Annotated in this window: 13 protein-coding genes; 1 reads left to right on the plus strand and 12 read right to left on the minus strand. The window is 33.4% G+C overall.

Going from position 1 to position 14,100, the window contains the following annotated elements:
• Positions 1-182: 182 nt before the first annotated feature.
• From QZZ48_RS09430 to QZZ48_RS09480, 11 genes are all read right to left on the minus strand, one after another.
• The gene (locus tag QZZ48_RS09430) at positions 183-1,580 is read right to left on the minus strand and encodes a chloride channel protein (protein ID WP_294964825.1); all 1,398 of its coding nucleotides are present in this window, start codon (positions 1,578-1,580) and stop codon (positions 183-185) included.
• A gap of 151 nt (positions 1,581-1,731) precedes the next feature.
• Entirely contained in the window at positions 1,732-2,190 is a 459-nt protein-coding gene (locus QZZ48_RS09435) for a nucleoside deaminase (protein ID WP_294964828.1), read from the minus strand.
• A gap of 79 nt (positions 2,191-2,269) precedes the next feature.
• A complete protein-coding gene (locus QZZ48_RS09440) occupies positions 2,270-3,061 on the minus strand; it encodes a shikimate dehydrogenase (protein ID WP_294964831.1) in 792 nt (263 codons plus the stop codon).
• Complete coding sequence (locus QZZ48_RS09445) at positions 3,062-4,465, minus strand: anthranilate synthase component I family protein (protein ID WP_294964833.1); 1,404 nt, start codon at positions 4,463-4,465, stop codon at positions 3,062-3,064.
• The gene (locus tag QZZ48_RS09450; RefSeq protein ID WP_294964836.1) at positions 4,465-5,136 is read right to left on the minus strand and encodes an SPOR domain-containing protein; all 672 of its coding nucleotides are present in this window, start codon (positions 5,134-5,136) and stop codon (positions 4,465-4,467) included. Before QZZ48_RS09450 ends, QZZ48_RS09445 begins: the two co-directional genes overlap by 1 nt.
• Positions 5,137-5,188: 52 nt before the next feature.
• Complete coding sequence (locus QZZ48_RS09455) at positions 5,189-5,731, minus strand: DUF1882 domain-containing protein (RefSeq protein WP_294964839.1); 543 nt, start codon at positions 5,729-5,731, stop codon at positions 5,189-5,191.
• Positions 5,732-5,740: 9 nt separating this feature from the next.
• Positions 5,741-6,988, minus strand: coding sequence for a serine hydroxymethyltransferase (locus QZZ48_RS09460; protein ID WP_294964841.1), 1,248 nt, complete (start codon positions 6,986-6,988; stop codon positions 5,741-5,743).
• 1 nt (position 6,989) lies between these two features.
• Positions 6,990-8,507, minus strand: coding sequence for a lysine--tRNA ligase (gene lysS / locus QZZ48_RS09465; RefSeq protein WP_294964842.1), 1,518 nt, complete (start codon positions 8,505-8,507; stop codon positions 6,990-6,992).
• A 23-nt stretch (positions 8,508-8,530) separates the two neighbouring features.
• Positions 8,531-9,004, minus strand: coding sequence for a Fur family transcriptional regulator (locus tag QZZ48_RS09470; RefSeq protein ID WP_294964844.1), 474 nt, complete (start codon positions 9,002-9,004; stop codon positions 8,531-8,533).
• A 2-nt stretch (positions 9,005-9,006) separates the two neighbouring features.
• Positions 9,007-9,639, minus strand: a complete 633-nt coding sequence (locus QZZ48_RS09475; protein WP_294964846.1) for a CvpA family protein — start codon at positions 9,637-9,639, stop codon at positions 9,007-9,009.
• 1 nt (position 9,640) lies between these two features.
• A complete protein-coding gene (locus tag QZZ48_RS09480) occupies positions 9,641-10,555 on the minus strand; it encodes a GGDEF domain-containing protein (RefSeq protein WP_294964849.1) in 915 nt (304 codons plus the stop codon).
• Between the two features lie 148 nt (positions 10,556-10,703).
• On the opposite strand from QZZ48_RS09480, the gene QZZ48_RS09485 reads away from it, so the two are divergent.
• Positions 10,704-12,056, plus strand: a complete 1,353-nt coding sequence (locus tag QZZ48_RS09485) for a class II 3-deoxy-7-phosphoheptulonate synthase (protein WP_366755924.1) — start codon at positions 10,704-10,706, stop codon at positions 12,054-12,056.
• Between the two features lie 25 nt (positions 12,057-12,081).
• Here the strand turns inward: QZZ48_RS09485 and abc-f are convergent, their stop codons facing one another.
• On the minus strand, positions 12,082-14,022 hold the full coding sequence (abc-f, locus tag QZZ48_RS09490; protein ID WP_294964852.1) for a ribosomal protection-like ABC-F family protein: 1,941 nt from the start codon (positions 14,020-14,022) through the stop codon (positions 12,082-12,084).
• Positions 14,023-14,100 lie beyond the last annotated feature (78 nt).

The following is a 14,100-nucleotide window of genomic DNA, read 5'->3' on the forward strand; positions in this document are numbered from 1 at the left end:
GAGGTTTGAGTAAAAGCTTGAAGTTAAATTTAGTAGATTATTATTTGGTCAATTATCAAAAAAAGCGAGTTTTTAAACCCCCGTTTTTTTAATTAAGTCAGATTTATTGACTTGGATAGAGATTATTGTTATTTCATTTTCAGTAATGTTTGTGGTTGAGATTAAAAGGTATATAGATACTTTTAAGGAGTCCTAGACTTAGGCTTTTCATTTCGTTTTTCACGCTTAAGCTGAAGTCTTTTGCTGATATCTCTTATCTTATTGATGTCTTCATCAAGTATTGAGACCGTGGTGTCTTCAATACTATCACCAGTTTTTATATCAAGCATATCAGATTTTTTCATAGCTAAGATTTGTGAAGGAAATACACTACGATGTCCAGTCATTAAAAAACTTATTACTACTGAGATAGCTGCATAGTGTGCCATTTCAATACCAAAAAGTTCCATAGCCATAATTGTTGCTGCTATAGGCGAGTTTGTTGTTCCTGCAAGAACACTTACAAAACCAAGGGCTCCAAAGAAAGCTAAATGCTCTCCACCCATTGCCGAGCCAAACCAGTTTCCACTAGTCGCACCAATGTAAAAGATTGGAGTTACAACTCCACCACTTCCACCAGAAGCTAATGTAATTGATGTAAATAGTGTTTTAAGAATAAATGCATACCATGGAATATTTTGAGCTAATGCCTGACTTGGCTGAAGTGCATTATCTATTGTCCCAACACCTAATCCAAAGTATTGGTCTCCAACTACAAATGAAAGTAAAACTAAAGTACTTCCCCCTAAAAAAGCTTTTATATAAATATTAATAGGTATTTTTTTGATTGTTCTATGTGTTCGTTTTATAAAAGTTATGGTGAAGTCAGAGATAAAACCAAAAAATAATCCGGCTAATACAACTTGTACAATTAGTGGAAAGTCTAATGCGATACGTTGATGAAAATTAATGTCAAAATATGTATATTCTATTCCTAAATATTGTGCAGTTGTAAAGGCAGCAAAACCAGCAATAAAAGATGGAAGAAGTACATCATAACGGATTAAACCGATGATAAGAACTTCTACACCAAATATAGCGCCCGCAATTGGTGTACCAAATACAGAAGCAAAACCAGCTCCAATACCACAGATAACAAGCTTTTTACGGTCTTCTTTTGTAAAATGAAAAAGGTCAGATACAAAAGATGCCATACCTGCACCAATTTGTGCCCCAGGACCTTCTTTACCTACCGAACCACCTGTAAAAATTGTCATAACAGTAGCAAGTAGTTTGATTGGGATTACTGCTATATCAATCTTTCCATGTTTTTTATGGACAGCTTCAATGACTTTTTCAGTTCCATGACCTTCTGCATCTGGAGCAAATTTTGTTACTACCCAAACTGTTGCAACTAAGGCAAAAGGAAGTAGATAATAGTGAGGAAATGGTAATGTGTCTTGATTTTGTTCAGAGAATTGTAAGATTTTTAAAAACAGTGTAACACTTGCTCCAATAACTATCCCGATAACGGAAGATAGGAACAGCCATTTGGCAATGCTTATAAAGATAGTTATTTGTTCAAGAGTATGTTTTTTCATATATTGTGTATTGTACTCTTTTTTATAGATTATTCTACAAAAATTTTATAATTTTCTAAAATCTAGATTAAGGGAAGTAAAAATATTTAAAATTACATATTCATGTTAGCAAAAATTGAGCGGAATTTAAATTAACTTATAATATTAGGAGTTAATAAATCTCTCTATCATTTTTCTTAAGCCATAAATCAAATAGTTCAGCATTCTGTTTTGCATCTATTTGTTTAAGAGTTAAATCATGGTTTTGATTATTTAGCATCTCATAAAATTTTTTATCATCAAAACCACCACGAGCTGCATCTTCTTCAGTTACACCGTAGTAAACAGTTTTTATTCTTGCCCAAAAAATAGCACCAAGGCACATAGGACAAGGCATACAACTAGTGTAAAGAATACAATCAGATAGATCAAAGGTATCAAGTTTACTGCTAGCTTCTCTAATGGCATTTATTTCAGCATGTGAAGTAGGGTCGTTTGTTTTTAGCACTTCATTATGTGCTTGAGAAATAATTTTTTTATTTTTGATGATAACAGCACCGAAAGGTCCACCGCTGTTTGCAAGCATACCCTGAATTGCTTCACTGTAGGCTACTTTCATCCATTTATTCATTTCGCTCATAACAAAAGTATAGCACAAATAATAATTTTGAGTTCTTAAGTATATAATTATCTACTGAGTTAAAGAAAGTTTAGAGTTCAAAACTCTTTTTCATATGAGTCTTTATATCTTCTAGTTTTAACTCTTTATTTACAAAAAGCTCATTTGCTAAAACACCTTGACCTAAAAGCATGTCAGCTCCATCTTTGAAAGTGATATTTTTTTCAAGGGCTAGTTTTAAAAATGGTGTAAGTTTTCCGTATATTGCATCTGCAACGAACGACGTATTAGCTAAAGCATCTTCTATGATTTCTTTTGGAGCAGGGAGCTCTTCATCTTTTAGTCCGGCACTTGTTGTATTTACAACTAAGTCGTACTTTTTTGTAGAGTAACTATCCCAGTTAAAAGTCTCGCAACCAATCTCTTGAAAATAGGAGAGTCTTCCTTCACTTCTATTTAAAACAGATACTTTGATGCCGTCTTGTATAAACCTAGATGCAAGTGCTTTTGCAGTTCCACCAGCTCCGAGAATAAGAACATCATTAACTTTCCCAAACTCTTCTATGGCATACATAAAACCATCAGCATCTGTGTTGTAACCTATAAGTTTTCCGTTTTCATTTATGAGAGTGTTCACAACACCTACAGTTTTAGCAAAACCTCTAACTTCATCACAAGCTTTGTAGGCTTCTTCTTTATGAGGAACAGTTACATTCGCTCCACTTAGACCAAGAGAGAAAAAAGTCTCTTTTAGTTTTGTGCCATCTTTAAGATGAACTCTTGTGTAACAGGCTTTATAGTTTAGGTTTTTAAATACACAGTTGTGCATAAGAGGAGAGCGAGAGTGTGACACGGGGTCACCAAAGATTGCGAAGAGTTTCATCTAGTCTAGATCTTCTAGTGAGTGAACAAGTGCACCGAGTTTATTTTTTACTTCTAAATATTCTAGTTCGTTTTGGCTATCAGCAACAACACCTGCACCTGCTTGAAGTACAACTTTGTCATCTTTAACCATAGCAGTACGTATAGTTATCGCAGTGTCCATGTTACCATCAAAACCGAAGTAACCGATACTTCCGCTGTAGAAACCACGTTTGATACCTTCAAACTCAGCTATAAGCTCCATAGCACGTATCTTTGGAGCTCCAGTCATTGTTCCAGCTGTAAATGTTGCCATAAAAAGGTCAAACATATCTTTGCCATCATCAAGCTCGGCTGTAACATCTGAAACGATATGCATAACATGAGAGAAACGCTCGATGTGCATCATGTCTTCAACTTTTACAGTTCCAGTCTTTGCAACACGACTTACATCGTTTCTACCAAGGTCTATAAGCATTAGATGTTCTGCAAGTTCTTTAGGATCAGCAAGTAGCTCATCTTCAAGTTCTTTATCTCTATGTTTGTTTTTACCTCTTTTTCTAGTTCCTGCAATAGGGCGAAGAAGAAGTTCACCATCACTTAGTCTAACCATGACTTCTGGAGAACTTCCAACGATGTTAAAGTCATCATACTCCAGTAAATACATATATGGAGAAGGGTTTTTAGTTCTTAAGATGCGGTAGAAACTAAAAGGGTCAACTTTTATATTTCTAGTAAAACGGTTTGTCATCAAAATCTGAAAAATATCACCACTTCTGATCATCTCTTTAGAGTCTTCTATCATTTGGAAGAACTTCTCTTTAGAGTGAGCAAAGCTTCCTTTGTCAGAACCGATATTCTTTTTCATATGAACATATTCGTAAGGGCTTTTTAGAGTCTCTTCAATTAAGTCAAATTGTTTTGAGTACTCTTCTAAAGTACTTACTAGTGTGATTTGATGATTTTTATGTGAGTAAACTAATATTAGTTTTGGAAGCATTAAATCCAAGTCAGGTGTATTTAACTCATCTACTAAATCATCCATAGTCGAGTCTAGCTTTGGTTCAAATACTTTAACCATATCGTAACCGATATAACCGATAAAACCATCAACATAACCAATCTTTAGCTCTGTTGTAGCTTCTTTGTACTTAGTAGTGTCTATTTTGCTGTAGTAATCTTTTAAAAATGTAAAAGGAGATTCTTGTTTTATATGTTTAACGCCAAGAGCATCTGTATATATTGTCATGTCTTGTATATATTGAAGTCTTTCTCTTGCCCCGATACAGATGAAACTATAGTTTCCATCACTTTGTCCGGCACTTTCAAGAAGGTGAGATATCTCACCTTTGAACATACTTTTTAGTTTTGAATAAACGGCAATAGGTGCTAGTTGGTCGAGTATAAATTGTTTAGAATATATCATTATTGTTTAGTTAAGAAAGCACCAGCTTCTATGTTACTTCTAATAGTTCTCAAAGCAACTCTTGCTTCTTCTTCATTGTAAAAAGGACCAACTAAAACTTTATTAAGTGTTTTAGAGTTTTTAGTTACTTTATGGAACTTATATCTATAACCTTGAGTTAGTATTGAGTCTAGGAACTTTTTATTTGGTGCATATTTTGAAAAAGAACCAACCTGAACAAAGTATGCTTTAGCACTAGAAGTTTGAGCTTTAGGAACTTCTTTTTTAACTGCAGTTACTTTTTTAGGTGCTTCTTTAACTTTTACTTTTACTTTTACTACTTTTTTCATCTCTTTTGGTTTAACAACTTGTTTACTCTCTTGAGATTCTTGTTTCAATCGTTGAGCTATTTGATCTAAGTTATCGTTATTTTTGGAATCTTCTTGAACAACTTCTACTTCTTCAAATAAAGGTTCTTCTTTAGGTTTTGGGATTGACATGATTTCTTCTTGAGGAAGTGGAATCGGTTGCGGTAAGTTATCTTTAGCATCTGGAGTTAGAGTACTCATAAGCATTACTACAATAATTAATATTACTCCTAGTGTTGCTACAGCTAAAACAATTTTTTTGTTTGAGCCATTAGAAGCACCTCTATTTAAAATAATATCGTTTAATTCATTTTTCTCAGTCATAAAATCCCCTTTTAGTTTATTAACACTTATAATATCAAAACTTTGTAATTATTTACATGTGTTTAGACCAAGAAGCTCCACGCTCCTTAGCATAAACTTCGTATGGTAGTGTTAAAATATTATATTCATCTGGCATGTCAGCATTTGGAAATATTCTCCATTGTTTAGGCTGTTTAGCAGCTAACTTCATAGAAATCATTTTACCAAGCTGTATAGCTTCTTGTAGAGTTGTGTGACCTTTATGAATATATACATGAAGGTGACCCTCTGTTTTTGTTTTGTAAGCAGTAAAGTTTATATAACCTTCTTCACGAAGAAGAAGTTGAGCTTTATGATAAAATCTTTCAGGATCTCTACCATTATAATCAATAACTATATTTTCAACTTTACTACGACTATTAACAATAGAGTGTGCAACAGTTATACCACCCTTTATATGTTGGTTAATAACTGACTGTGTCAAAGGAGCACTTACTTTTTCAAACTTGTTGTAAAAAGTACGGCCTTTAAATGAAAGCTTCTCAACTACTGTATCTTTTTTAATCCAGTAATGATCACTCACCATTTTAACAAGTTTTAAGTCCATCGCAGTCATTCATTTACCTTAATATGTTGGTTGGTTATAGATTACAAAGTTTTGAGCTAAAGTTTTTAACTCTTCTTTTATTGAAGCTTGAAGTTCTGTGTTATTAATATCATCAAGAACATCTGCCATTTTATTAGCGATTAATTCAAACTCTTGCTCTTTCATACCACGAGAAGTAAGAGCAGGTGAACCTACACGTATACCAGAAGTTACGAATGGGCTTCTTGTTTCACCTGGAACTGTATTTTTATTGATAGTTATACCAGCATTTCCAAGAGCAATATCTGCTTCTTTACCAGAAATATCAGTACCTACGAAAGATACTAGTATTAAGTGGTTATCTGTTCCGCCAGATACTACATTGTATCCACGCTTCATCATTACTTCACCAAGTATTTTAGCATTAGCTTTTACTTGTTTAGCATAGTCTTTCCATTCAGCAGAAAGGTTGTATTTAAAACCAACAGCTTTTGCAGCGATAACATGAACAAGAGGACCACCTTGAAGAGCAGGGAAGATTGCAGAGTTCATTTTCTTAGCGATATCTTCATGATTAGTTAAAATCAGACCACCTCTTGGACCAGCAAGAGTTTTATGAGTTGTCGTAGTTACAACATCTGCATATGGGAATGGGCTAGGGTGTTCACCAGCAACAACTAAACCAGCGATATGTGCAATGTCTGCAAAAAGAATTGCTCCAACTTCATCAGCTATTTCGCGGAATTTTTTAAAGTCAATTTCTCTAGCGTAAGCAGAAGCACCACAAACTATAATTTTTGGTTTAACAGCTTTCGCTATATCCATAATCTTCTCATAGTTCATACGACCATCAAGCTCAACACCATAAGTGAAACTTGAATAATTCTGACCAGAAAAACTTGGCTTAGAACCATGCGTTAGGTGACCACCGTGGCTTAAATCCATACCTAAAAGCTTATCACCAGCTTTTATCAAACCAGCATATACAGCAGCATTTGCTTGAGACCCTGAGTGAGGTTGTACATTTGCAAAGTTACATTCAAAAAGTTCACAAGCTCTATCAATAGCTAATTGTTCAACGCCATCAGCATATTCACAACCGCCGTAGTAACGTTTAGTCGGGTAACCCTCAGCATACTTGTTTGTAAAAACAGAACCCATAGCTTCCATTACTGCAGGAAGTGTAAAGTTTTCAGATGCGATCATCTCTAAGTGGTCAGTTTGACGCTCTAACTCTTTTTCACATAATTCAAATACTTCGTTGTCATATTCTTTTAAAAAACTCATTTTATTCCTCTTCTTGTGTTATTTTTTCTTCGTTGTGTATTGGTTTCATTGCTGGAAACAATAAAACATCTCTAATGCTATGCTCATTTGTTAAAAGCATCACAAGTCTATCTATACCGATACCTTGACCAGCAGTTGGAGCCATTCCATAACTTAGTGCATCAATAAAATCTTCATCCATCTCATGCGCTTCATCGTCACCTGCATCTTTAGCATCTACTTGACCTTTAAATCTTTCATATTGGTCAACTGGGTCGTTTAACTCACTAAATGCATTTGCAATCTCACGACCTGCAATGAAAAGTTCAAATCTTTCTGTAATATCAGGATTGTCATCACTTCTACGAGCAAGTGGAGATATCTCTACTGGGTACTCTGTAATAAAAGTTGGGTCTATTAGTTTTTCTTCAACATATTCGTCAAATAGTTCACCTTGAAGTTGACCTAAATTCATACCAGGTTTAACAGTAAGGTTTTTAGATTTTAAAAACTCTACAATTTTCTCTTTATCATTAACAACTTCAGCCGGAACACCACCGATAGTAGTTAATGATTCTATAAGTGGAATCTCTACAAAGTTATCAAAGTTAACTTCCATGTCACCATAAGGAAGTAAACTAGGTAAGTTTAAATGCTCAAAAAGGTACTGAAAATACTCTTTTGTAATCTCTATTAAATCTTTGTATGTCTTGTAAGCCCAATAAAATTCTATTGATGTAAACTCAGGGTTGTGAGTTGCATCCATACCTTCATTTCTAAAGTTTCTATTGATTTCAAATACTGCTTCAAATCCACCAACAATAAGTCTCTTGAGGTAAAGCTCAGGAGCAATTCTTAAAAATCTATCTATTCCCAGTGCATTGTGATGAGTAACAAATGGTTTAGCATTTGCTCCACCCGCAATTGGATGCATCATAGGAGTTTCAACTTCTAAGAAACCTTTGTCTTCAAAGAAACGTCTAGTTAAAGAGATGACTTTTGAACGAGTTTTGAATGTCTTACGAACTTCAGCGTTCATAATAAGGTCTAAATATCTTTTTCTATATCTAATCTCTTTATCTGTTACTCCATGAAACTTTTCAGGTAGAGGAGCAATAGCTTTAGTTAAGAGTTTAAGCTCTGTAGCGTGAAGTGACAACTCACCCTTTCCAGTTACAAAAGGATAACCGCTAACTTCGATAATGTCACCAACTTCTATATTCTTTTTAAAAATAGTATTATAAAAATCTTCTGGAAGATTGTCCCTAGCTATGTATACTTGAAGCATACCACTCTCGTCTTCAATCTTTGCAAAACTAGCCTTACCCATAATTCTAAGAAGTTTAATTCTTCCACTTACGCAGTAGTGACGATTTTCATCTCTTTTATCTTCTTTATCTTCTATATCTGAATTTACATTTAGATATTTTTCAATAGTTGTATTTCTTTTAGACTCATTTGAATATGGGTTAAAGCCAGCATCTTTTAAAAGCTGTGCCTTTTCTATTCTTTGTTGTATAAACTTGTTTTCAAAAGCCAATATTTTTCCTTGTTATATAATTATTAATTTTGACACTTATTACAGATACCGTATATCTGCATTGAGTGATCTTTCATTTTAAAGCCAAGCTCATTCGCAATATTTTCTTGTCTATCTTCTATCTCTTCGTCTACAAATTCAGTGATACATCCACACTCTGTACAAATAAGATGATCATGATGATTCTTTGCCCCAAGTTCATATTTTTTACCTTGAGCACCAAAAGATAGTGAAGTTACCATGTTAGAATCTTCTAATAATAATAGAGTTCTATATACAGTTGCTATCCCAGTTTTTAAATCTGGAAATGTTTCTTGTATTAGATGGTGTAATGACTCTGGAGTTAGATGCTCATCAGAGTTATAAAGAGTTTCTAAAATAACTTCTCTTTGAATTGTGAACTTTAAAGAGTTCTTTTTCAACAGTGACTTAAAGTCATTTAAAAGTTGTTCATACTCAACAGTTTTATCCTTGAAATTTGTTATTACTTTTGACATGATTATTTTTTCTCCTGTATCTTAGATTCAATTTCTTTTTTTGTATTTTCTACTATTTCTTGAGTTGAAGTTTTTGCTACATTTTTTACTTCATCATTTACTTTTTGTGTTACATCATCGATAGTCTCATTTATATCATCACTAATCTCTACTGGATCAAGTTTCATAATAAAAGCACCTGTACTTACTAAAGCAGGAAAAAGAAAACTATTTGCCATTGGTGCTTCAATAGTTGATTTTATCGCTTTTATATTATAAGCGGCATGTGCAATAACAGCAGCTATTAAAAAGAATTTACTTGCACCAAATACAAAACCAAGTATTCTGTCAAATATCCCAAGACCACTCATTAAACTAAGTTTTTTAAATAGGTAACCAATAGCGACCATAAAAAACCAGAAGGCTGCAAGTGTTACTAAGAAACCAGAAAAACTTATAGCAGCACTGTTCTCAAGCTTGAATACCATATCACTTATAGTTTGTCCTACAGTATCTCCAATACGAGAAGCTACAAAAATACCACCAATTATTCCAACAAGCCCGAAAACTTCTTTAAAAAATCCATTAAGTATGCCTTTAAGGCCCAACATTAATATAATTATTGAAGCTATTAAGTCAAAGTAGTTAAATTCCATGTTATTTTATTTCCGCATACATTTGATTTTTTCCACCATCTTTTGCTTTATAAAGAGCCTTGTCCGCTCTTGCTATTAGTGAGTCAGGAGTGTCTCCATTAGAATATCTAGTGGCTCCAATACTCATAGTTACTCTGAGTCCATCACCTTTGTATATAAGCTTGTTCCCTCTAACTAAGTCAAGTAGTCTATTTGCTATTTTTTTACAATGTGCATCATCAATTCTGTTTAGGATGAGTATAAATTCTTCACCACCATATCTAAATACTTTATCTCCATCTCTAAGAGTTTTCTTTAGAATGTTTGCTATAAAGATTAAGACCTTATCTCCGGCTACATGTCCGTATTTATCATTGATATTTTTAAAATCATCTATGTCTAAGATAAGCATATGAAACTCATATGAAAGTTTTTTAGTTGAGCATATGTTGTTAAGGTAAGAGGATAATGCCCGTCTATTAAAAACTTTTGTAAGTGAATCTAAATTTGATTTTTCTTCTAGTGTTCTTACTTGAGTTGTAAGTTGTGTGATAATTTCATTTGCTTTTTTAACTTCATCACTCATATGTGATTGAATTTCATCAAATTTTGTCGTTATTGAGGGTAAGTCTATATGCTGAGCATTACACTCTAAAAGTGTTCTCTCATGCATTTTAGTTAGTTTGCTGATTTTCTCATTCGTATCTGCATATGAAGATAAACTTTTTTTAGCTATATCTTTATAGGCATTTTGAAATAGACTCTCCGCAAATCCTGTACTATTCATATCTTGATCAGTAGCGCTCAAGATTAACTGAGCAGACTCTTGAAGATAATTAGCTACTTGTTCTTTAGTTGCTCCTTCTTGCTCGTCTATAATTGATAATAGTTCTTTACACATTTTATTGGTAAGAGATATTAGTTCATCTTTTTGCATAAGAATTTCCTAGTAAAATATTCTCGTATTATACTAGGGTAAGCATAAAAAAAGCTTTTGTTATATAGTTAAAATATCGGTTTTCCCTAATCAGAGCTTTTTTAGGTGTTTTAATGTAAAATAAAAAAAATTATAAATTTAAGGTTTTATTATGAGCATTTGGAGTCCTACTAGTTGGAGAGAAAAGCCAGTTTTACAACAACCAACTTATACAAAAAAAGATGAATTAAACAGAGTTTTAAAAGAACTAGAGAACTATCCACCGCTTGTATTTGCAGGAGAAGCAAAAAGACTTAAAAGTCAGCTTGCTGATGTTGTAGAAGGAAAAGCTTTTTTACTTCAAGGCGGAGATTGTGCTGAGAGTTTTAGTGAATTTCATGCTGATAATATTCGCGATACATTTAAAGCTTTAATGCAAATGGCTGTAGTTATGACTTATGCTGGTGGTGTTCCTGTGGTAAAAGTTGGTCGTTTAGGTGGTCAGTTTGCTAAACCTCGCTCATCTGATACAGAAACATTTGATGGTATTACTCTTAACTCTTACCGTGGTGATATCATCAATGGTGTTGACTTTACTGAAGAAGCTCGTGTTCCAGATCCAGAGCGTATGATAAAAGCTTATAATCAAGCAGCAGCAACTCAAAACCTACTTCGTGCATTTGCTACAGGTGGTTTAGCTGATTTACATCAGGTTCATAAATGGAATCTAGATTTTGCTCATAAAAGTGAAGTTTCAGCTAAATATGAGAAATTAGCACAAGAGATAGAAAATTCTTTAAAATTTATGCAAGCATGTGGAATTACATCTGAAACGCATAGAGGTCTAAGGGAAACAGATTTTTATACATCTCATGAAGCTCTTTTACTTCCATATGAAGAAGCTTTTACTAGAAAAGATTCCATTTCAGGTGACTGGTATGACACATCTGCTCATATGTTATGGATTGGTGATAGAACTCGTCAACTTGATGGAGCTCATGTTGAGTGCTTAAAAGGTGTTAAAAATCCTATTGGTGTAAAAGCTGGACCAACTATGGACCCAGAAGATTTAATCAGACTTTGTCAAACACTAAACCCTGATAATGAAGCAGGTCGTCTTAACGTAATCGTTAGAATGGGTGCAAACAAAGTTGGTGAAGGTATGCCAAAACTTATTCGTGCTGTTGAGAAAGAAGGTATGAAAGTACTTTGGAGTTGTGATCCAATGCATGGTAATACTATAAAATCATCAACAAACTTCAAAACTCGTCCAGTTGATTCTATTTTAACTGAGATGAAACAGTTCTTCCAAGTTCATAAAGCTGAGGGAACTGTAGGTGGTGGTGTGCATCTAGAGATGACAGGTAAAAATGTTACTGAGTGTATCGGTGGTTCATTTACTGTAACTGAAGAAGATTTAAGTTCTCGTTACCATACTCACTGTGATCCAAGACTAAATGCTGACCAATCTTTAGAGTTAGCATTCTTAATTGCAGACACTTTAAAAGAAGCAAAAAAGTAATATAAAATCTTTTAGATAAACTCTTTTAAGAGTTTATCGTCTCTTCTTTTTCTTGTATAGTTAACAATTCTTCAACTTTTTGCTCATATATTTCTTCTATTTTTCCAAGTTCAGATGCAAGTTGAGATATGCCTATATCTTCATAACATTTAGGGTTTCCTAGACATTTATTTTTCTCTTGAATCTGAAGTTCAAGTTCTTCTATTTCAAGTGGTAGTTTTTCTAATGCAATTTTTTCTTTAAAAGTTAGTTTAATAGTTTTTACTTTTTCTCTTACTTCTACTTTTTCTTCTTTAACACTGGCGGCAGCTTCCATTTCATCAAGCTCTTGTAACTCTTTTTCAAGTTCAAGATATTCGGAGTATTGTTGATGAGATTCTTCTATGTGTTTGTCTTTCTTAAATATAAACAGTTTCTTTGCAATTTTATCTACAAAATATCTATCATGGCTTACAATGATAACAGCACCTGGAAAGTTAGTTAGTTGTTCTTCTAAAATATTGATAGTTGGGATATCTAAGTCATTTGTAGGCTCATCTAAAATTAAAATATCAACATTCTTTGTAAAAAGTAAGGCAAGTGCTATACGGTTTTTTTCACCACCGCTAAGAACACCTACCTTTTTTTCAAGAAATTCTCTTGGAAATAAAAAGTTTTTTAGGTATCCGTACACATGTAAATCTTTACCACGAACACTTACTCGATCTCCACCATGAGGGCAAAAAGTCTCCATAAGATTTTTATCATCATCTAACATCTCTCTATGTTGGTCAAAATAACCTATCTTAAATTCACCCTGTTTGATTTTACCTCTTGTAGGTTCTAGCCGTCCTAGAAGTGCTTTAAGTAGTGTTGATTTACCACTTCCATTTGGTCCTACAATAGCTATAACATCTTTTTGAAGTATTCGAGTAGTGAAATCTTTTAGAAGCTCTTTATTTCCAAGAGTAAGGTCTAGATTCTCTACTTCAAATAGCATTTTTTGTTTATTGATGCTTTTATCTCTATTAAAATGCTTTGCTTCACGTTGGAGTTCAACGGACATTTTTCTTATCTTAGCAGGATTGTTCTTCGCATCATCACGAAGATTCATCAGTCTTTCTTTACGACCTTCATTTCTCTTAAGTCTTGCACGAACACCACGAGCATACCAAGCATTTTCTCTCTTTAAATTGTCAAGTAAATTATCATGCTGTTTTTGTAGAGTCCGTATATATTCTGCTTTTTGTGTTAGGTAGTCACTATATCCACCGCTATATTCTTTAAGAGTACACTCATCAACTTCTATACTTTTAGTTGCGATTCTATCTATAAAATATCTATCGTGAGATATAAATACAAGAGTAAATTTCTCTTTTAGGATTAGCTCTTCTAAAAACTCAACCATATAAACATCAAGGTGATTGGTAGGTTCATCGAGAAGTAAAATATCTGGTTTTTGTAGAAGTAGAGAAGCTAACGCTACACGACGTTGTTCCCCACCGCTAAGTAATACTATAGGTTTATCTTCGTATTGTTTTAAGTCAAAATGCTGGATGATGCGTTCTATCTTATCATCTAAGTTCCAAGCATTATGATGTTCAATATAACAAGATAGATTTTCATGTTCATCTATAAGTTTCTTGTTCTCAAAATCATCTGCTAGTAGAAGTGATAATTCATTGTATCTATTTTTGGCAATGTTTAATTCTCTTAGACCATCTTCAACAGCTTCTCTTACTGTGTGACCTTCTTTGAAATTTGGTCTTTGATCTAGCATCTTAACTTCTAAATCATTTTTTGTGATTCTTTCTCCAGCATCTTGATCAAGTGTTCCATTGACTATCTTCATTAGAGTAGATTTACCACTACCGTTTTTACCAATAATAACGATACGCTCACCTTTATCTACATGAAAATTAATTTCTGTCAATATCTTTTGAGCTGAGTAGTGTTTGGAAATATTTTGTAGGTCTATTAATGCCATTTGCTTTAGTAACTCCCTATATTTGGGCTTCATTTTATGAAATAATATCCTTATTCAGGTTAACACACGCTTTAGTAT

Source organism: Sulfurimonas sp., assembly GCF_016744025.1.
Lineage (GTDB): Bacteria > Campylobacterota > Campylobacteria > Campylobacterales > Sulfurimonadaceae > Sulfurimonas.

Bases quoted from the DNA above. Each gene is read 5' to 3' on its own strand.
- QZZ48_RS09430 (WP_294964825.1), bottom strand. From the start codon at position 1,580: ATGAAAAAACATACTCTTGAACAAATAACTATCTTTATAAGCATTGCC.
- QZZ48_RS09435 (WP_294964828.1), bottom strand. From the start codon at position 2,190: ATGAATAAATGGATGAAAGTAGCCTACAGTGAAGCAATTCAGGGTATG.
- QZZ48_RS09440 (WP_294964831.1), bottom strand. From the start codon at position 3,061: ATGAAACTCTTCGCAATCTTTGGTGACCCCGTGTCACACTCTCGCTCT.
- QZZ48_RS09445 (WP_294964833.1), bottom strand. From the start codon at position 4,465: ATGATATATTCTAAACAATTTATACTCGACCAACTAGCACCTATTGCC.
- QZZ48_RS09450 (WP_294964836.1), bottom strand. From the start codon at position 5,136: ATGACTGAGAAAAATGAATTAAACGATATTATTTTAAATAGAGGTGCT.
- QZZ48_RS09455 (WP_294964839.1), bottom strand. From the start codon at position 5,731: ATGACTGCGATGGACTTAAAACTTGTTAAAATGGTGAGTGATCATTAC.
- QZZ48_RS09460 (WP_294964841.1), bottom strand. From the start codon at position 6,988: ATGAGTTTTTTAAAAGAATATGACAACGAAGTATTTGAATTATGTGAA.
- QZZ48_RS09470 (WP_294964844.1), bottom strand. From the start codon at position 9,004: ATGTCAAAAGTAATAACAAATTTCAAGGATAAAACTGTTGAGTATGAA.
- QZZ48_RS09475 (WP_294964846.1), bottom strand. From the start codon at position 9,639: ATGGAATTTAACTACTTTGACTTAATAGCTTCAATAATTATATTAATG.
- QZZ48_RS09480 (WP_294964849.1), bottom strand. From the start codon at position 10,555: ATGCAAAAAGATGAACTAATATCTCTTACCAATAAAATGTGTAAAGAA.
- abc-f (WP_294964852.1), bottom strand. From the start codon at position 14,022: ATGGCATTAATAGACCTACAAAATATTTCCAAACACTACTCAGCTCAA.